Origin of the sequence: Plantactinospora sonchi, from assembly GCF_036422035.1 — a bacterium.
Classification (GTDB): Bacteria; Actinomycetota; Actinomycetes; order Mycobacteriales; family Micromonosporaceae; genus Plantactinospora; species Plantactinospora sonchi.
Genome location: NZ_JAZGQK010000006.1, coordinates 475,280 through 493,161, shown reverse-complemented (window position 1 = coordinate 493,161; position 17,882 = coordinate 475,280). Strand labels below are relative to the sequence as shown.

Below are 17,882 nucleotides of genomic sequence, written 5' to 3'. Positions count from 1 at the left end.
CTTCTATATCTCCGAAGGGATGACCCCTACGGGGGAGGAGGGAAAGTCGCGGAATCCGAAGCCGTCTTCTCCGGGTGGCGGCCGGGACGGTCCCGGATTCGCCGATCGGCGGAACGGGCAAGCATGAGAGGCATGGACACCGATCTCGCCATCCTGCTCGCGATCGCCGTCGTCTGGCTGACCGCCGGTCTCGTCGCCGACGGGCTGCCGGGGCTGCGGACCGCCCGGGCACTGCGCCGACGGGCCGGCGTACTCTTCGGGCTGGCCGCGCTCGGCCTCGCCGGTCTCGGCGGCGTGCTGCTGGCCGGCCTGGTCGAGTCCGGGCCGACGCTGGCCGACCGGGCCGCCGCCGGGCTCGCGCTGCCGCTCGGTTCCGCCGGCTTCGTCGCCCTGCTCACGGTACGGCGGGTCCGTCGGCTCCGGATCCGTGCGAGCACCTTCGCCGCCGCGCCGAGGACTCCGGCCCCGCCCAGGCTGCGGGCCGCGGCCGCCCATCCGATGGTGGTGCTGCCGGTGCAGGTCACCGGGCTGGTCATGCTGCCGGTCCTGGTCGACGCCACCGGCCTGGTGCCGCTGACCGGCCCGGGCATGCTCGGTGTGGTGCTCACCGCCGTGGTGCTCGCGGTCGGCACGATCGGCGTCCGGCAGGCACTGCGGCACAGCAGCCTGGTGGAGCGCGCCGTCACCCGCCGGTCACACTCATCGGGTACGCGAATCCTGCACGTATAGCAGTTCGAGGATCGCCCGGGCCGCCTCGAACCACCGGTCGAGCCAGACCGAGCCGGGGATCGTCCCCTTCGGCGGCAGTTCCAGCAGCAGGCCACGGAGCAGCGGGTGGTCCACCAGCGGCTCGGACCGGGGCAGGTCGGGCCAGCCCGCCGGCGGGAAGACCGGCTCGGTCAGCCCGCCCATGTCCAGCGACGGCAGGGTCGGCCCACGGTCGGGCGTACCGCCCGGTGCCAGTTCCGGCGGCAGCTCGGGCGGCCGGTCGGCGGTCGTACCCTCGACGGGGCCGAGGTCGGTACCGACCGACGACTCCTCGACCGTGGCGCCACCGTCCCGACGCGCACCACGGTACTTGCCGACGAACCGGTCCGGCTTCGTCGACCCGTTGCCCAGATTTTCCGACCCGATCGCCATCTGTCTCGCCTGCCTCGCTCGGTCGAGAACCCCTCGGCGGGTCGCGGTCGCGGACCCTCCGGCGGGTTGGCCCGGCCCCCGCCGCACCCACTGGTACAACGACCCGACCCGGTCCTGGCGACGGCGGGACCAGGGATTGTCGCAGGTGAGGGGGGATGACGGTGGTCGAGAGACGGGTAGCGCGGCCACCCGGCAACTGATCGCTGCCCGGTGACCGCGCTGGTGTTGGCCGCCGGTCGTCGTGGCCGTCAGGCCAGGTCGAACTCGCCGTCCCTGGCACCGCCAAGGAAGGCGTCCCACTCGTCCGGCGTGAAGATCAGGGCGGGCCCGGTCGGGTTCTTCGAGTCACGAACCGCGATCGCGCCACCCGCGAAGGCGACCTCGACGCAGTTGTCACAGCTGGGTCCGCTACGCGAGCTCTTGAACCAGGCTGCCCCGCTCAGGTCGACGCGGTACCCCTTTGTCTCCACTTCCACAATGGCTCCTCTGCCATCTTCGCGATCAGAGCTACGGACTCCTCCGGGCGCATTGCCGCTGCTCGAATGTGGTCGAAGATGAAAATGTATGTCTGAAGTTCATCCCGCTTCTCCAGAAACAACCCGCCCGTGGCGTTTTCGGCGTACACCACGTCCGGATCGCCCGGTTCAGGAAAGCCGAGGATGGCGAAAGTGCCGTCCATGCCGGCATGCGCGCCGGCGTCGAACGGCAGGACCTGGAGCGTGACGTTCGGTAGGTCAGCGGCTTCCACCAGCCGCTCCAACTGGGCCCGCATGACCGCGTCGCCGCCCACCGGTCGGCTGATCACCGCCTCATCGAGCACCACCCAGAGTTCGATCGGATCGTCCTGGCTCAGTAACGACTGACGACCCAACCGGACACGGACACGTTGCTCGACTTCGTCCGGAGTGAAGTCCGGACGGGCGGAGCGGATCATCGCCTTCGCGTACTCCTCGGTCTGCAGCAGCCCCGGCACGGTCTGCTGCTCGTACGCCCGGACGGAGCCGGCGGCGGCCTCCAGCCCGACGTACGCACCGGCGAGCACCGGGCTGTAGGGATGCCACCACCCCTTCTGCCGGGCCTCGCGGGCGATCTGGATCAGCTCCTCGCACTCGACGCCGGTGACGCCGTAGATGCCGAGCATGTCCCGGACGTCGCGAACCGTCGCGGTGGTGTGGCCGGTCTCGATCCGGGAGACCTTCGAGGCGGAGCATTCGAGGATGTCGGCGACACCCTCGATGGTCACCCCGGCCTTCTCCCGGCGTTGACGGAGTTCGGCCCCGAGGCGGCGGCGGCGAATGGTCGGGCTCCGGCGCTCGGTCACCGGTTCACCTCCGGTTGATCAAAAAGGGCTGGCGATCATTACGAGATCTGATTGCCCGCCGCGTTGACGGCCACGGGGGATCGGGCCATTCGCGGGGAACTTCGTGCAGGACAGCGCCCCGATCGGCGGCAGCGGGCCAAAACCGGGGTCCAGTCTGCCGCTTCGACGCAAGGGGCAGCAAGCGACGAACGGATCACTGTCGCCGTCCTGCCGCAAAGGGCAAACTGCAACTTGCATTGATCATGTTCTTGATGCACCCTGTGCGTATGGCTCGGGCTACGCAGCGTTCCCGTCTGGTCAGGCGACCGAATGCTCCCCCATTCTCGCCTGACCGCGGCGACGGTCGTACCAGCGGTACGGCGAGAAGCCCCGCTCCGGGGTAAGAGCCCCCGCCGCTGTATGCCAGGGCCGCTACGGCGGCTGGCGCGTCCCGGAGTCGACAGGTGTCGGCCGGGGTGACGTGACCGGCTCAAGCCACACGTCACCTCGGCCGGTACCCCAGAACTGACAGGCCCACCGCGTCACCGACCACCACCAGACCCCCGCCCGCCTCTCTCGCCGGTCTCCACACCGGCCAGTCGGACAGGAGCTGATGTGCTTCTTCCCCGCTCCGGTGACGTGCTCCACGTGACGAGCGCGGCGAGCGTGCAGTTCGCCGAACCCATCTACTTCCGGGTGATCCGGGTACACGACTGGCCGACCTACCACGGCTGGGTCTGGCTCGACGGCTACGAACTCAACCCCAGCGGCGACGCGGTGGAGCGACGCTCGATATTCGTGCAGCTCAACGGGCTACGCGCGCTCCACACCAACCCGGTACGCCGTAACCACCTGCCGGCGCAGCGACCGATGCGGACCAACTCCACGGCGGTGACCCAGCGGGTCCGGGTCGGCTGATCGAGGTCGGAGTCGGGGAAACCTCCACCGGCGGCCCCGACGCCCGACCTAGACTGGACGCACCCCATCGGTACGGCCCCACACCCCGTACGTGATCACGGGCCCCCGATCCTGGGAGCCGCCCATGGCCACAGCTCGCCCCGCCCCGTTCCCGACGAACCAGCGGCTACGGGTCGGCGTACTCCTGCTCCTGATCACCGTCGGCGTGCCGGGTTGCCTGACCGGGTCGGCCGTCTTCCGCTCGTCCTCCTCGTCCACCACCGCCCGCTCCTCTGCGACCGACCCCCCGCGACCGGTCGACCCGCGACAACCGGTCGACCCGCCGCAGGGTGCCGGTGCGGGGTCGCACGCCGGCGCCCCACCGGCCACCGGGTCGACCTGGTACGCCGAGGCACCGGCCACCGCCGAGCGGCCACCGCCCGCCGACACGCCGCCGGATGCCGAGGCGGCCGGCCGGGAGCCTGCGGAGTCAGCGGCACCAGCGGGGGCCCGGAAGTCCGACAGGTCGGCCCGGCGGGCCACCGGCCCGGTCCGGCCGGGCGGGGAACAGGCCGCCCCACCACCGGGGTCCGACGCGCTTCCCGCCGGCTACCGGCGTTCGCTGGTCTGGTCGGGCCTGCTCGGACTGACCGTCTCCGCCATCGGCCTGGTGCTCGTCGGCAGCCGACGACGGCTCTGGTAACCAACCCTCGCCGATCCGTCCGGCGGGCCGTCCGCCGCACCGGGGCAACCCCGGCCACGGCCGTCGGGCCGAGGTCCCGGAGCTGCTCCGCCCGCCCCGACGAGGCCAACTCCGGCGGGCCGGGCTCAGCCGTTCGGGGTGGGGCCGGTCGGCGCGGTGGGCACGGCACCCGTGGTCGCGGGCGGGGTCGGCGGTTCCGGCTCGGCGATCACGAGCACCACCACGTCGCCCGGCGTCACCTCGGCACCCTCTTCCGGTTCCGTCGCCAGCACGGTCCCCGCCGGCTCGTCGGAGGGTTCGAACCGGAGTTCGGGCGTCAGGCCCAACTGTTCCAGCAGCGCGATCGCCGCCGACTCCGGCAACCCCACCAGCGGCGGAACGGAAACGGCGGTGGCCGGGGTGGCGCTCGGTGTGGTCGGGGCGGCGGTCGTCGGGGGCGCGGAAGTCGGTGCGGAGGTCGCCCCCGAGGTGGCGGCGGACGGGGTGGCCGTCGGTGGGCCGGGCGTGCCACGCCGTACCGAGTCGACGATCACCCAGCCGGCCACGAGCAGGACCGCCAGCAGGACCAGCCCGATCACGCCCACCAGGATGGGCAACCACCAGCGGCGGCCGTCCTGCTCTTCCGAGTAGGACCAGTCTGTCGGTGTCGGCGCGCCGGGGTCGTACGCCCTCCGGACCGGCACCTCGGCCCGGCCGGCCCAGGCCGGCTCCCGGGTCGGGGCGGCCCGGGTCTCCTCCGCCGGACCGGGTCGGGTCGTCGCCCGGGTCTGTGCCGAGCCCGGCCGAATCACCTGGGTCTCCGCCGGGCCGGGCGGGACCACCTGAGTTTCCGCCGCACCGGGCGGGACCGGCTGGGTCTGCGCCGGGCCGGGCGGGACCACCTGAGTTTCCGCCGCACCGGGCGGGACCGGCTGGGTCTCCTTGGTAGCGCCACCCGCCGCGTCCGGCCCGTCGTCGTCCGGCTCCGGAGGCCCCCGGAACTTATGCGGGTCGTCGGCCATGGCACGTCCTCTCGGCGCCGGTGCGAGCGGGCCAACCGCCCCTCCAACCTATCCGGAGCGCGCACATCCCGCCCGCCGCGCGGAGGGCCCGGCGTGTTCCCCTCGCACTCCTCCGCCACGAGGACCGGGACTCCACTGTCGGCGGACCACCGACGCGACGGATCCACGGCCGGACCACCTGCACGGCGGACGCGAGGACGTCGCGGGCCCTTTCCGGCGGGTTTTGCCGAGTGGCGTCAGGAGGTGGGGACGCCGGTCGGGGTACCGGCGGTGCCGCAGTGCAGCCGTACCTGGTCGTTCCAGCTCAGCGTGCTGCCCGCCGGCGGGTCCTGCTCCCGCACCTGGCCGCTCTCCCCGCTCGGGTACCGGGGATACAGGCCCTCGTCCACCAACTGTCGGGCGGCCTGCCGGCAGGACTGTCCGACAACCTCGGGTACGACCACCGGCGGCGGCCCACCCACCACGTAGAGCTTGACGGTGATGCCCCGTTTCACGGTGCTGCCGCCCTGCGGCACGGTGCGGTGGATGCTCGAGTCGGTGCCCGCACCGCCGAACACGACCTCCACCCCGAGGCCACGGCTGCGCAGGTCCAGCCGGGCCTCCCGGAAGTCCTGCCCGCGCAGGTCGGGTAGCTGCATGCCACCGATCGGCGGAGGCGTCGTCGGCGGGCGGCTGGTCGGTGTCCGGGCGGGGGTGGCGGCCCGGGAGGTCTTCGTCGGGGTCGCCGCCCCGCTCGTCGCGACCGGTCCGGCGCCCTGACCGGGTCCGACCGCGTCGCCGTCGGCCAGCAGGTAACCACCGAGGGCGCCGACCACCGCGCAGAGCACCAGGCCGACGGCCCCGCCGGCGACCAGCCCCGCCCGGCTGGAATGTCCCGCTCCGGAGTCCGTCCCCGGTCGTCCCGTCACGTCCTGATCCGTCATCTGTTCTCTGCCCACCATCCAGCGTCGGGAACACGCCGACCATCCACAGCCAACCGTGGAAGTGTGCCGCAAGCCGGGGCCGGCGGCCCGCTCCGGACGGTTCGCGAATCGACCGACCGTCCGCCTCACACTCGCTCCGGCGGCGGGTGAACGCTACGCTGCCCCGCATGGCCGTACGGGGCTGGGGAGGATCACTCGCGACAGCGGTCGGCGTCGCGGCTGGAGCCGGTGCCGCCCAACTGGGCCTCGGGTACGGACTCGGCATCGTCGCCTGGCTGCCGTCGACCGACGCGGTCGGCGAGGCCACCTGGCTGGCGAGCCTCACCTGGGCCGTCTGGATCGCCGCCACCTCCACCGTCGTCGGCGCGATCTGCGCGGTACGGCTCGGTCGACCCGCCGACGCGCCCTACGGTGCCGTCGACCCGACCCCGGCCTCCGCGGCCCCGGCCACCGGCCTGTGGCGGGCCGCGCTGGCGGTCGCCGCCGCGATCGGCGGACTGGTCACCGTGGTGCTGGTCTCCGTACCCGCCCGGACCGCGACCCGGGCCGACGACCTCTCCCCGCAGACCGTGGCCGCCGGGTACGCGGTGGTCGGTGTTCTGATCGGGCTGCTGGTGGCGTTCTGGGCGATCTCCTCGCCGGCGGTGGCCGGCAACATACTCGGCACGACCGTCTGGCTCTGGGTGCTCGCCGTGGTCGCGGTGGTGGACGACGTACTGTCCGACGGCGGACCGCTCGCCGCGCAGCTCGGCGTCTGGCAGCTGACCACGGACGGCGAACGCTTCTGGTTCCGTGACCATCTCCACTGGCCCGCCGCCACCCTGGCGCTCGGCTCGGCGCTGTTGATCGGGGCGCTCGCCGCCCGGTCGGCGGCCCGACGGCCAGCCACCCGGGTGGGGGCGACCATCTCGGGGATGGCGGGTCCGGCACTGGTGGCCGCCGGCTACTTCGTGGTGGCTCCCCGGCTGGCGGAGATCCGCGCCGAACAGGTGTCGGCCCATCTGATCGCCCCGTACGCGGTGGCCGCCGGGGTGGCCGGTTCCGCACTGGTCGCCGCGCTCGCCCAGCGCGCCGAGGCGCTCGCCGGGACACACACCGGCCGACCGCGAACGCCGGCCGCACTCCCCGGGCCGGTGACCGGGACACCGGAGGAATCCGAACCACCGGCACCGGGCGTACGGGTGCCGAGCCAACCGACAGCGGAACGGCGGGACGGCATCGGCGGCAGGCCGACCGACGGGTCGGCGGCCACGCCGTCCCGGCACGTCCCGGTCATCCCGGCCGACGACGCCTCGGCCGTGCCGCCGGGCGACCGGACGGCTGGTCCGACCCGGGACGGAACCGCCGAGCCGACCGGAGCGGGTGGGCCCGCCGGGGGAGACAGCCCGGCCGGAGCCGGTGGGTCGGCGACAGGAGGCGGGCCGGCCGGAGGAAACGGCGCGACCAGGGTCGGTGGGGACGAGGCGCCCGGTCAGGACGCCCCGACGGCCGCCGGTGAGTCAGCCGGCGACCCGAAGCCGAAGGGCCGGCTGGGCCGGTTCGGCCGTCGCTCCCGCTGACGTCGTCAGCCCTCCACCGGCCAGGTGTGCACCGGTTCGTTCGTCCGCTGCAGTTCGCCGTAGCGCCGCAGCATGTGGTGCAGGGCCTGGGAGCGGTCCATCCCCCGGCCGAGTTCGGCCGCCCGTACCGCCTCGACCTGCCACACCGAGCCGTTACGTCCGGTACGGCAGCGTTCCTCGATGATGCCGAGCAGCCGGTCCCGGTGCGCGGCGCCGACGCCGAACCGGTCCAGTCCGGCGGCCGCCCGCGGCAGCAGTACGTCCCGCACCAGGTCGGTCACCCGTACCTCGCCGAGCCGGGGCCAGGTGATGACGGCGTCGATGCCCCGGCGGGCCGCCGCGTGGAAGTTCTCCTCGGCGGCGCTGAACGTGAGCTGGCTCCAGATCGGCCGGTCGCCCTCGGCCAGGTCGCAGACCAGACCGAAGTAGAACGCGGCGTTGGCGAGCATGTCGACCACGGTCGGCCCGGCGGGCAGCACCCGGTTCTCCACCCGCAGGTGGGGCCGGCCGTTCATGATGTCGTAGACCGGGCGGTTCCAGCGGTAGACGGTGCCGTTGTGCAGCCGCAGCTCGGCCAGTTTGGGCACCCCGCCGGCGTGCAGCACCTCGACCGGGTCCTCGTCGTCACAGATCGGCAGCAGCGGCGGGAAGTAGCGGACGTTCTCCTCGAAGAGGTCGAAGATCGAACTGATCCAGCGCTCGCCGAACCAGACGCGGGGTCGTACGCCCTGGGCCTTGAGCTCGTCCGGCCGGGTGTCGGTGGCCTGCTCGAAGAGGGCGACCCGGGTCTCGGCCCAGAGTTGCCGACCGTGCAGGAACGGCGAGTTGGCGCCGAGCGCGACCTGGACCCCGGCGATGGCCTGTGAGGCGTTCCAGTAGTTGGCGAAGTTGTCCGGCGAGACCTGCAGGTGGAACTGCACGCTGGTGCAGGCGGCCTCGGAGGCGATCGAGTCGGTGTGGGTCTGCAGCCGCTCCACGCCGCGGATGTCGAGCTCGATGTCCTCGCCCCGGGCCGCCACGATCGAGTCGTTGAGCACCCGGTAGCGCTCGTTCGTGGAGAGGTTGTCGAGCACCAGGTGCCGGGGGGTGAGGGTGGGCAGGATGCCGATCAGGATGATCGTCGCGTCGGACTTGACCGCGAGTTCCTCGGCCCGACCCAGGCTCTCCCGGAGATCCTGTTCGTAGTCGGCGAAGCCGGCCCCCTCGATCAGCCGGGGGGCGGCGTTGAGTTCGAGGTTGAACTGGCCGAGTTCGGTCTGGAAGGTGGGGTCGGCCAGGTTCTCCAACACCTCGGCGTTGCGCATCGCCGGCTCGGCGTCGGCGTCGACCAGGTTCAGTTCGATCTCCAGGCCGGTGGTCGGCCGGTCGGCGTCGAAGCCGAGGTCGTCGAGCATGAGAGCGAAGACGTCGAGGCACCGGCGGACCTTCTGCCGGTAACGGATCCGGTCCTCCCGGGAAAAGAGGACCTGCGACACGTCCTGGCCCATGAGCCCTCCCCGCCGCTAGGCGCTGTCGACGCCGTCCGGTCGCTGACGCCGGGGGCGTGTCCGATCTATCACCGTAGGAGCGCTGAGCGTGCGCGACCACTGCGGCCACTGGCGCTGAGTGAGCGGTCAGCGGCGCTGGGTCCAACAATCGCACACGATCGTGACACCCCTTCCACCGGGCGCATTACCCAGCGAGGCGCCCCGGTCACCAGTAAACAGGTCACCGGGGCGTCTCGGTTCGGCTGTCGGTCCGGCCCGAACCAACCGGCCGGCGTACGGGTCAGGCCTGGCGGACGGCCTCACCCTCGATCTCGATCTTGACCTTCCTGCCGACCAGCACACCGCCGGTCTCCAGCGCGACGTTCCAGGTCAGGCCGAACTCCTCGCGGTCGATCTCGGTGCTCGCGTGGAAGCCGAAGATGTCCTGGCCGAACGGGCTGCGTCCGACACCCTCGAACTCGACCTCCAGCTCGACCTGGCGGGTCACGCCCTTGATGGTGAGGTCGCCGGTGAGCACGAACTCGTTGCCGTGGTGCGACTTCACCCCGGTGCTACGGAACTCGAGGGTCGGGTACGTGTCCGACTCCAGGAATTCGGCACTGCGCAGGTGGTTGTCGCGGTCGGTCTGGTTGGTGTCGATGCTGGCGGCCTGGATGGTCGCGGTCACCGAGGACTCCAGCGGGTTCTCCGCCACCGTGATGGTCGCCTCCGCGGTGCGGAACTCGCCGCGCACCTTGCTCACCATCATGTGCCGAGCCACGAAGCCGACGCGCTTGTGCGCCTGGTCGAGCGAGTACGTGCCGGCAGTGGGGATGGTCAGGTTCTCCCAGTTGCGGGTGGTGGACTCCGTGCTGCTGGTCATGGTGGTGCCTTCCCAGGAAAATAGGGGTGCGGGATAGATGTCTGACGTAGCAACTATAGACGCAACAATATTCCCCGTGTCAAGTACTGCTAGTATGTCACCGTGACCGACAACCTCCACGACCCCCGCCTCACCGCCATAGGCCTGTTCATGGAGGCGCACGCCGGGCTCGCCGCCAAGTTCGCCGCCCAGTTCGATGAGCACGGTCTCTCGACCGTGGAGTTCGAGGTGCTGATGCGGCTGTCCCGATCGCCCGAGCACCAACTCAGGATGACCGACCTCTCCACCCAGACCTCGCTCTCGACCAGCGGCGTGACCAGGGTGGTCGACCGGATGGAACGGGACGGTCTACTCGCCCGCCGCGCCTGCCCCTCCGACCGGCGCAGCGCGTACGCGGTGGTGACCGAGGCCGGTCTGGCCCGGCTCAGGGAGACCCTGCCCGGGCACATCCAGCTGATCCAGGACTGGCTCGTCGGGCAACTCGACCCCACCGCGTTGCGGTACCTGCTTGACGGGCTCCGGACCGTCCGCGACGCGGTGCACCCGGGCGCCACCGCCGGCAGCACCCGGCCCAGCGCCGACTGCTGAACCGGTGCCGGGAGCGCTCCCGCCGCTGGTCGGACGGATACCGGTAGGGGCGGCCAAAACCGGCAGAAAGACCGGCAGAACTCAGCCGCAGTTCCGGACACGGCCGACCTAAGGGATATAGCGGACTCGGCTACTGGATACTGTTCAGCGAGCCGGGGGGCTCTGGGGGATGTGGTGCGGGCGGGAGCTAGCGAGGGGCTCCGTCGGGGGGCTGTCCCGCCCGCACCACGCCCCCGAGGCGGCGGTCAGTCGACCGAGTCGAGCATCGCCCGTTCCCGCGGCAGCAGGGTGATCCCACCGTCCAGGCACACCCGGTCAAGGAGCTTGCGCGCGCTGGCCCGGGCCGCCGGATCGTCCGTCGTCACCACCACCCCGACCAGTGCCTCGGCGACATCCCGCAGGTCACGCGCCCCGGCCGAGGACTGGGCCGCCGCCGCGAACCACTCCGCCGCCCACTCCCGATCCCCGCGTTGCGTCGCCAGGATCGCCTCGATCAGGGCACAGATCCCCTCGTCCGGTGCGGTCGACTCCTCCGCCGGCCGACCGGCCGCCTCCGGCGTACCCGGGGGTGCGTCCGAGGTCTTCTGCGCCCGGAGTTCGGCGAGCACCGCCCCCGCCTCGTCGATCCGACCGTCCTGGGCGAGCGCCAGGCCCACCGTACCGAGCACCCGGCGGCGGTGCCCCGGGTCACCGAGTTCGGCGAGCGCCCGTACCGCCCTTCGGCCCTGCCGGACCGCGTCCGCGTACCGGCCCTCCAGACGGGCCACCTCGGCGAGGTTCGCCCGGGCCAGGACCCGCAGCCGCTCCTCACCACACTGGCCGGCCAGCCGGTCGACGGCGGCCAACCGGCGCCGGGCGGCCGGCAGGTCACCGAGCCGGATCTCGTGCCAGGTCAGGTTGTTCTGGGCGACCGCCATGTCCCGCACCCGGCCGCTCCGGGTCGCCAACGCCAACGCCGCCTCGCCGTGCCGGCGTGCCTCGTCGTGGCCGCCGAGCGCCGTCCAGAGCCCGCAGAGCACACTCCGCGCGGCGAGTTCACCGACGACGTCACCGAGGCGCTCGAACTCCGCCAACGCGCTCTCGGCGGCGGGCAGCTCCTCCGGACCCGCCCCGTGCTCCTGGGCGAGCTGGGCGATGCTCACCGCCGCCCAGGCCCGGGTCGTCGGGTCCGCGTCGGCGGTACGCGGATCGTCCAGCAGCCGCCGCAACCACTGCCGCCCCGCGACGTCCCGCCCCCGGTAGCGCCACCACCGGCTGAGCTGCGCGGCGAGTCGGAGCGCGGTGTGCGGGTCGTCGTTGGCGGAGTGGGCCAGCGCCGCCCACAGATCGGCGGTGATCTCGTCGAAGACGCCGACCGCCTCCAGGAACTTCCCACCGGTGAGGTCCGCCGCGACCCGGACGGCGAGGCCGGCGAGGACCACGGCGTGCCGACGGCGGATCGCGGCCAGCTCACCCATGGCCACCGCGTGCTCCATGGCGAAGTCGCGTACCACGTCGAGCAGGCGGAACCGGAGCGGACCGGCGCCCCGGGAGGAGATCAGACCCAGCGCCATCAGCCGGTCGAGCAGCGGAACCGGGTCGCCGTCGACCAGGTCCACCCCGGTACGGTCCGCCGCCGGGTCCCCGCCGTCCCGGGCGGCCGGCCAGCCGGTCAGCATCCCCTCGGCCAACTCCACCGACCATCGGTTCCGGAGCACCGACAGACGCCGTAGCGCGGCCTGTTCGGTCGGCCCGAGCAGCCGATAACTGGCCGCCACCGCGTCGCGCAGGGTCACTCCCAGCGCGGCCCGGGTGACCGGCGGGGTGGCGAGGTCGAGCACCCGGTTGCCGTACCGGTCCAGGATCTCGTTGAGGTTCAGCAGGCGACCATGGGCCGCGGCGAGTTCGATCGCCAGCGGCAGGCCGCCGAGCCGACGTACCAGTTCGACCAGCGCGGCCACCTCGTCGGGCCGCGGCGGCTCGTGGCGGACCTGCCGCAGCCTCGCCAGGAACAGCGCCACCGCCGGATAGTCGGCGACCACGTCGAGTTCGGCCGGCACCTCCACGGCCGGGACCTCCAGCGGCGTCACCGGCCACACCCGCTCGCCGGGCAGTCCCACCGGGTGTCGTCCGGTGGCCAGGATCCGCAGGGTCGGCGCGATGCCCGCGAGCCGGTCCAGCGCCTCGGCCGCCGCCCCCGGCGCCCGCTCGACCGCGTCGACCAGCAGCAGCGACGGCGCCTCCGGAAGTCGCTCGGCGAGGTCGCTCGCCCGGCCGACACCGAAGACGGCGGCGACCACGGAGAGGACGTCACTCTCGGTCGAGCCCTCGGTCACCACGATCCCGTTGGTGCCGCCGGGATGCTGGTCGCGCATCCGCTGGGCGACCGTCAGGGCGAGCGCGGTCTTGCCGACCCCGGCCAGACCGACCAGGCTGATCACGCCCCGTACCAGCCGGGGGCCGGGGGTCAGCATGGCGGTCAGTTCGGCGACGTCGTGGTCCCGCCCGGTCAGCTCGTCCGGCTCGGGCAGACCGAGACCGGCACCCCGGCGGCGACTCTCCGCCGGCCGGTCGCCACCGACCGGCACCTGGTCCGGGTCGGCGGAATCGGAGGCGGGTGCCGTCGTGCCCGGGGCCACCACCGGGCCCGTCTGGCTCCGGGTCACCGCCGGGCCGCCGGCCTGACCCCGGGCCGCCGCCAGGAAATCCGTACGGGCCGGGCCGGCGAGACCGAGTGCGGCGGCGAGCAGTTCCACCGTCGTACGTTGTGGACGGGACGACCGGCCACGCTCGAGGTCGCGTACGGTCCGGACCCCGACGGCGGCCCGCTCGGCCAGCTCGGTCTGGGTCAGGCCCGCCGCGAGCCGGTACCGGCGCAGCAGCTCGGCGAAGCCGCCCGAGACTCGGTCGGAGCCATGATCCGGAGTCATGGGCAGGAAGACTACGCACCCGTCCGGGGGAACATCAGCTATCCGTCGCGCTACCGACGGAGATGGTCACCAATATCCGACACTTCACCGCGGCCGCCTCCACCACCGCTTTCCGAACGCGGGCGGGGAGAGGGCGGTTCGGACGACTCAGTGTTCGGCCGGTACCGGCGCCGCGCGGGCCGGCACCGGCGTGGTTGCCGACCGGCCCGAACCGCCCGAGAACCGGTCGTGCCACCGGCGCAGCGGCCCGGGTGCCCACCAGTTCCACTCGCCGAGCAGGCTCATGACCGCCGGGAGCAGCAGTCCCCGGACCACGGTGACGTCGAGCAGCACCGCCACCGCCATGCCGAAGCCGATCTCCTTCACCGCGGTCAGCTCGCCGAGCAGGAAACCCAGGAAGACGATGGTGATGCAGACCGCCGCCGCGGTGACCACCGGACCGGTACGGGTGATCCCGGCCAGCACCGCCTGCTCGCCCGCCCGGAGTCGGGCGGCCGGGGCGTCCCGCCCGGACGGGGGCCGGGCACCGGGTCCGACCCGGCGTCGCCACTCCTCCCTGATCCGGGCCAGCAGGAACACCTCGTAGTCCATCGACAGTCCGAAGACGAAAACGAAGAGCAGCACCGGGGTGGTCAGGTCGATCGCCCCCCACGACTCGACGCCGAGCAGCCCGGCGCCGACGCCCCACTGGAAGACCACCACCAGCACACCGAGGGTGGCGAGCAGGGTGAGCGCGTTCATCACCAGCGCCTTGACCGGGATCACCAGCGAGCCGGTCAGCGCGAACAGCAGTACCCCGGTGACCAGCAGCAGCACCAGCACGGCGAGCGGCAGCCGGGACGCCACCGACTCCCGGTAGTCGACCAGTTCGGCGGCGGCGCCGCCGACCAGCAGCGGCAGCGGCTGGTCCAGGTTCCGGACCGCGCGGACCAGCTCCCGGGACTCCGGTCCGCCGGTGGCGCCGCGCGGGGTCAGGTCGATCACCACCGCGTTGCCGGGCACGTCCGGCCGGGGCTGCATCCGGATCACCTGGGGCAGCGTGTTGAGCTGGTTCATCAGGTCGCGTACCTCGCCGCTGGCCGGATCCGCCTCGACGACCACGGTCACCGGCCCGGCCCGGCCCGCCTCGAAGTCGCGGAGCAGGACGTCGTGCACCTGGCGGGCCTCCATCGAGGCCGGCAGCGCCCGGGCGTCGGAGTTGGCCAGGTTGGCCCCGGCGACAAAGGGCAGGGCGAGCAGCAGCAGGACGGCGGAGACGGTGAACGCGACCGGGCCCGGCCGGCCCTGGGCGTACCGGGCGAGCCGGCCGAGCAGGCCCTCGCCCGGGCGACCGCCGCCGAGCGGGCCGGCTGCCGGGCGACCGCCGGCGCCGGCTGGACGGGCCGGGTCCGGACCGCCCGTGCCACGGACCGGACCGGTCGTACCGGGGGCGGGCCGAGCCGGTCGGTTCGGGCCTTCGGCGGGCCGGATCCGGCGGAACAGGCCGACGAACGCGGACCGGACGCGGTTCACCCAGGTGGCGGCGCCGGGCCGCGGGATGTGCCGGTGGGCGACCGCGAGCAGGGCCGGCACCAGGGTCAGCCCGGAGGCGGTGGCCAGCACCACGGCGAGCGCGCCGCCCAGGGCCATCGCGGCGAGCAGCGGCTCGGCGAAGACGTACAGGCCGGTCATCGCCGCCGCGACCGCGAGGCCGGAGACGAGTACGGCCCGACCGGCGGTACGCATCGTCCGGGCGAGTGCGGCGGCCGGATCCGGATCCTCCTCCGCCGCCGCCCGTTCCTCCCGAAACCGGGCGAGCACCAGCAGCGAGTAGTCCACGGTCAGCCCGATGCCGAGCAGGCTGACCACGTTCACGGTGAACTCGCTGACCCCGGTCAGGGCGCTGAGCCCGTACAGGCCGAGCAGGGTGGCGGCAACCGCGGCGAGCGCGGCGATCAGCGGGATCAACCCGGTGAGCAGGCCGCCGAGGATCACCACGAGCGCGACCAGCAGTACGCCGAGCGCGATCGACTCACCGACCACCGCGTCCTCGATCGCCTGCTCGGCGAACGCTCGCTCGGCCAGTTCCTCACCCCCGACCAGCACCTCGGGCGCGTCTATGCCACGCAGCAGCCCGGCGACCCGGTCCTCGGCCCGTTCCCGTTCGGCGTCGGGTAGTCCGTCGGCGAGTTCGACCCGGACCAGGGTGCTGCGGTTGTCGGCGCCGATCCGCCCGCCGGCCGCGTTGTAGAGGTCCTCGACCTCGACCACTCCGGGTACGGCGACCAGCTCGGTCCGGACCCGGCCGACGCTGGCGACCAGCCCCGGGTCGTACGGGTCCCGGTCCCGGACCACGGCGACCACCACCGGCCCCTCCGGCAGCAGTACGTCGACCCGCCGCTGCGCCTGTTCCGACTCGGCGTCCGGGCGCAGGTTGTCGGTGCTGACCAGCCGGTCGAAGACCTGGCCGCCGAACAGCGCCCCGACGACCATCAGTCCGAGCCAGCCGACGATCACCGGCCAGCGCCACCGCCACATCGACCGCCCGAGCGCACCGAACATGCTTCGTGACCTCCCGGTCTCTCCGGTCTCCTGGTCGCCCAGGTTCTCCGGTCCTCCCGGGGACGACGATCGATCGTCGCCCTCGGCGCACATGCAAGCACCCTGAGGAGTCGTACGTCAGCCTCCTTTCCGGCAGTTCGCGGGATCAACAGGTCAGTTGCCGGGGTCGGCGACACTCGCCCGATGGGTGAACGTGCCAAGGGTCGTCAGGAGGTGTCCGGTACGGCGGTCCCGGAGGAGGCAGTCCGGCCGGGATCTTCTCCGACATCCACAATGGTTGCATAGTCGAACCATCTGGTTGTACCGTCGAACTATGCAGAACCACAACGCTCGTCGAGCCCTGCTCCTGGTGGCCGTGACCGCTGCCGTCGCACTGGGCAGCGGCTGCGCCGACGACTCGTCAACGACGCCGACGCCCGCCAGCCGGCAGTCCGAGGTCGCCGAACGCGGCGCGTCCGTCATGCCGTTCGACCTGGACCGCACCACCCATCAGTTCAGCAAGACCGACACCGGCGGCGTGCAGACCGTCGTCGCCGACGACCTGCGGGACATCACCCAGATCACCCTCATCCGGCAACACCTGACCGCGGAGGTGGAACGGTTCCGTCGCGGTGACTTCACCGATCCGGCCCGGATCCACGGCGGCGACATGCCCGGCCTCGAAGCGCTCCGGGCCCACGACGGACGCATCACCATCGACTACCAGGTCGACCCCGGCGGGGGACGCGTCACCTACACCACCAGCGACGCCGCGCTTCGCGACGCCCTGCACCACTGGTTCGACGCCCAGGTCAGCGACCACGGGCAGCACGCCACCCGCTAGCCGTACCGCCCGGGACCCGCCACCCGAGGCAGCTCCGCCGGCCGGGGCACCGCGAACGGACGACGCCCCGGCCGCCGCCGAGCCAGCCGATCCCGACGCCCGCGAAGAGGCCGGCCGCACAGTACTCCCACAGGTTCAGCCGTCGGCGGAATCGCCGTCAGCGGAACCGGTACCTACGAGGTCGCGGGCGTACGGTGCCGCACCGCATGCTGGACCGGTGACGACCTTCTCCCTCCAGACCGGCCCCCGACCGGGCGACGACTGGCCGAGGTTGGCCCGCCAGTGCGAGGCCGCCGGATTCGACGCACTGCTGGTCGCCGACCACCCCGGCAGCGCCGCCTCACCGTTCGTGGCGCTGGCCGCCGCGTCGGCGGTCACCTCGACGATCGGGCTCGGCTCGTACGTCTCCAACGCCGGTGTCCGGGAGCCGATGTTGCTCGCCGCCGACGTCGCCACCCTCGACCTGATCTCCAACGGGCGGGCTCGACTCGGCATCGGTGCCGGGCACACCCCGGCCGAGTGGCGGGCCGTCGGTCGGGAACGTCCCGACGTCGCCGGCCGGGTACGCCGCTGCCTGGCCGTCGCCCAGGCGGTCCGCGACCTGCTCGACGGCGAGGAGATCACCGTCGACACCCCGGAACTGGTCGCGCACGCGGCACAGCTGACCGCGCCCAGGCCGGTGCAGCGGCGGATCCCGTTGACCGTCGGTACCGCCAACTCGCGGCTGCTGCACTGGGCGGGTGCGCACGCCGACATCGTCGGGCTGACCGGCTTCGGTCGTACCCTCGCCGACGGGCACAGTCACCGGGCCCGGTGGCGCGCCGATCAGCTCGATGCGCAGTTGGCGCAGGTCGCCGCGGGTGCGGCCGGTCGGGACGAGCCGCCGCTACTCGAAGCGCTGGTGCAGCAGTTTGTCGTCACCGACGACGCGGAGGCGGCCGCCGAGGAGACCGCCCGGCAACTGGGTCTGACCGTCACCGAACTGCTGGCCGTCCCGTTCGTGCTGATCGGCACCGAGGAGGAGATCGTCTCGGCGATCGCCGGACACGAACGCCGCTGGGGTGTCACCCGGTACGTGGTACGCCGGGAGGCGCTCGACAGCGCGCCCAGCCTGCTGCGGCGGCTCGGCGTCCCCGCCTGACCGTCGGC

At 72.8% G+C, this 17,882-nt stretch carries 16 protein-coding genes; 7 read left to right on the top strand and 9 right to left on the bottom strand.

From position 1 onward, the window contains the following. Positions 1 to 132: 132 nt before the first annotated feature. Positions 133 to 729, top strand: a complete 597-nt coding sequence (locus V1633_RS08665; RefSeq protein WP_331213660.1) for a hypothetical protein — start codon at positions 133 to 135, stop codon at positions 727 to 729. Here the strand turns inward: V1633_RS08665 and V1633_RS08660 are convergent. The 3 genes from V1633_RS08660 to V1633_RS08650 form a co-directional block, all read right to left on the bottom strand. After that, positions 700 to 1,140: a hypothetical protein gene (locus tag V1633_RS08660; protein ID WP_331213659.1), complete on the bottom strand. Its 441-nt coding sequence runs from the start codon at positions 1,138 to 1,140 to the stop codon at positions 700 to 702. The genes V1633_RS08665 and V1633_RS08660 overlap by 30 nt on opposite strands. Positions 1,141 to 1,388: 248 nt before the next feature. Beyond that, positions 1,389 to 1,610, bottom strand: coding sequence for a DUF397 domain-containing protein (locus V1633_RS08655; protein ID WP_331213822.1), 222 nt, complete (start codon positions 1,608 to 1,610; stop codon positions 1,389 to 1,391). Continuing rightward, positions 1,580 to 2,461: a helix-turn-helix domain-containing protein gene (locus tag V1633_RS08650; protein WP_331213658.1), complete on the bottom strand. Its 882-nt coding sequence runs from the start codon at positions 2,459 to 2,461 to the stop codon at positions 1,580 to 1,582. The genes V1633_RS08655 and V1633_RS08650 overlap by 31 nt, the downstream gene beginning before the upstream one ends. 594 nt (positions 2,462 to 3,055) lie before the next feature. Between V1633_RS08650 and V1633_RS08645 the strand changes: the two genes are divergently transcribed. Continuing rightward, positions 3,056 to 3,358 carry a hypothetical protein gene (locus V1633_RS08645; protein WP_331213657.1) on the top strand — a complete coding sequence of 101 codons (303 nt, stop codon included), beginning with the start codon at positions 3,056 to 3,058 and terminating at the stop codon, positions 3,356 to 3,358. A gap of 124 nt (positions 3,359 to 3,482) precedes the next feature. Then, on the top strand, positions 3,483 to 4,040 hold the full coding sequence (locus V1633_RS08640; RefSeq protein WP_331213656.1) for a hypothetical protein: 558 nt from the start codon (positions 3,483 to 3,485) through the stop codon (positions 4,038 to 4,040). A 125-nt stretch (positions 4,041 to 4,165) separates the two neighbouring features. Here the strand turns inward: V1633_RS08640 and V1633_RS08635 are convergent, their stop codons facing one another. Then, the gene (locus tag V1633_RS08635) at positions 4,166 to 5,041 is read right to left on the bottom strand and encodes a PASTA domain-containing protein (protein ID WP_331213655.1); all 876 of its coding nucleotides are present in this window, start codon (positions 5,039 to 5,041) and stop codon (positions 4,166 to 4,168) included. Positions 5,042 to 5,277: 236 nt separating this feature from the next. After that, entirely contained in the window at positions 5,278 to 5,949 is a 672-nt protein-coding gene (locus V1633_RS08630) for a PASTA domain-containing protein (RefSeq protein WP_331213654.1), read from the bottom strand. Between the two features lie 182 nt (positions 5,950 to 6,131). Here V1633_RS08630 and V1633_RS08625 point away from each other — a divergent pair, with 182 nt between their 5' ends. Next, positions 6,132 to 7,523 carry a hypothetical protein gene (locus V1633_RS08625; RefSeq protein ID WP_331213653.1) on the top strand — a complete coding sequence of 464 codons (1,392 nt, stop codon included), beginning with the start codon at positions 6,132 to 6,134 and terminating at the stop codon, positions 7,521 to 7,523. Between the two features lie 5 nt (positions 7,524 to 7,528). Here the strand turns inward: V1633_RS08625 and V1633_RS08620 are convergent, their stop codons facing one another. Beyond that, positions 7,529 to 9,010, bottom strand: coding sequence for a glutamate-cysteine ligase family protein (locus tag V1633_RS08620; RefSeq protein WP_331213652.1), 1,482 nt, complete (start codon positions 9,008 to 9,010; stop codon positions 7,529 to 7,531). 280 nt (positions 9,011 to 9,290) lie between these two features. Continuing rightward, entirely contained in the window at positions 9,291 to 9,872 is a 582-nt protein-coding gene (locus V1633_RS08615) for a YceI family protein (RefSeq protein ID WP_331213651.1), read from the bottom strand. Positions 9,873 to 10,022: 150 nt separating this feature from the next. Between V1633_RS08615 and V1633_RS08610 the strand changes: the two genes are divergently transcribed. Beyond that, on the top strand, positions 10,023 to 10,460 hold the full coding sequence (locus V1633_RS08610) for a MarR family winged helix-turn-helix transcriptional regulator (protein WP_407951993.1): 438 nt from the start codon (positions 10,023 to 10,025) through the stop codon (positions 10,458 to 10,460). Between the two features lie 245 nt (positions 10,461 to 10,705). Here V1633_RS08610 and V1633_RS08605 read toward each other — a convergent pair whose 3' ends face one another. Together V1633_RS08605 and V1633_RS08600 are read right to left on the bottom strand one after the other, a co-directional pair. Beyond that, complete coding sequence (locus tag V1633_RS08605; RefSeq protein ID WP_331213649.1) at positions 10,706 to 13,369, bottom strand: ATP-binding protein; 2,664 nt, start codon at positions 13,367 to 13,369, stop codon at positions 10,706 to 10,708. Between the two features lie 147 nt (positions 13,370 to 13,516). Further along, positions 13,517 to 15,910 carry an MMPL family transporter gene (locus V1633_RS08600; RefSeq protein ID WP_331213648.1) on the bottom strand — a complete coding sequence of 798 codons (2,394 nt, stop codon included), beginning with the start codon at positions 15,908 to 15,910 and terminating at the stop codon, positions 13,517 to 13,519. Positions 15,911 to 16,223: 313 nt separating this feature from the next. Between V1633_RS08600 and V1633_RS08595 the strand changes: the two genes are divergently transcribed. Continuing rightward, complete coding sequence (locus tag V1633_RS08595; RefSeq protein WP_331213647.1) at positions 16,224 to 16,733, top strand: hypothetical protein; 510 nt, start codon at positions 16,224 to 16,226, stop codon at positions 16,731 to 16,733. Between the two features lie 217 nt (positions 16,734 to 16,950). Next, positions 16,951 to 17,874, top strand: a complete 924-nt coding sequence (locus tag V1633_RS08590) for an LLM class flavin-dependent oxidoreductase (protein WP_331213646.1) — start codon at positions 16,951 to 16,953, stop codon at positions 17,872 to 17,874. Positions 17,875 to 17,882 lie beyond the last annotated feature (8 nt).

Excerpts from the sequence above, each read along its gene's own strand:
- V1633_RS08665 (WP_331213660.1), top strand. The coding sequence starts at position 133 with ATGGACACCGATCTCGCCATCCTGCTCGCGATCGCCGTCGTCTGGCTG.
- V1633_RS08660 (WP_331213659.1), bottom strand. The coding sequence starts at position 1,140 with ATGGCGATCGGGTCGGAAAATCTGGGCAACGGGTCGACGAAGCCGGAC.
- V1633_RS08640 (WP_331213656.1), top strand. The coding sequence starts at position 3,483 with ATGGCCACAGCTCGCCCCGCCCCGTTCCCGACGAACCAGCGGCTACGG.
- V1633_RS08635 (WP_331213655.1), bottom strand. The coding sequence starts at position 5,041 with ATGGCCGACGACCCGCATAAGTTCCGGGGGCCTCCGGAGCCGGACGAC.
- V1633_RS08625 (WP_331213653.1), top strand. The coding sequence starts at position 6,132 with ATGGCCGTACGGGGCTGGGGAGGATCACTCGCGACAGCGGTCGGCGTC.
- V1633_RS08620 (WP_331213652.1), bottom strand. The coding sequence starts at position 9,010 with ATGGGCCAGGACGTGTCGCAGGTCCTCTTTTCCCGGGAGGACCGGATC.
- V1633_RS08615 (WP_331213651.1), bottom strand. The coding sequence starts at position 9,872 with ATGACCAGCAGCACGGAGTCCACCACCCGCAACTGGGAGAACCTGACC.
- V1633_RS08610 (WP_407951993.1), top strand. The coding sequence starts at position 10,023 with ATGGAGGCGCACGCCGGGCTCGCCGCCAAGTTCGCCGCCCAGTTCGAT.
- V1633_RS08605 (WP_331213649.1), bottom strand. The coding sequence starts at position 13,369 with ATGACTCCGGATCATGGCTCCGACCGAGTCTCGGGCGGCTTCGCCGAG.
- V1633_RS08600 (WP_331213648.1), bottom strand. The coding sequence starts at position 15,910 with ATGTTCGGTGCGCTCGGGCGGTCGATGTGGCGGTGGCGCTGGCCGGTG.
- V1633_RS08595 (WP_331213647.1), top strand. The coding sequence starts at position 16,224 with ATGCAGAACCACAACGCTCGTCGAGCCCTGCTCCTGGTGGCCGTGACC.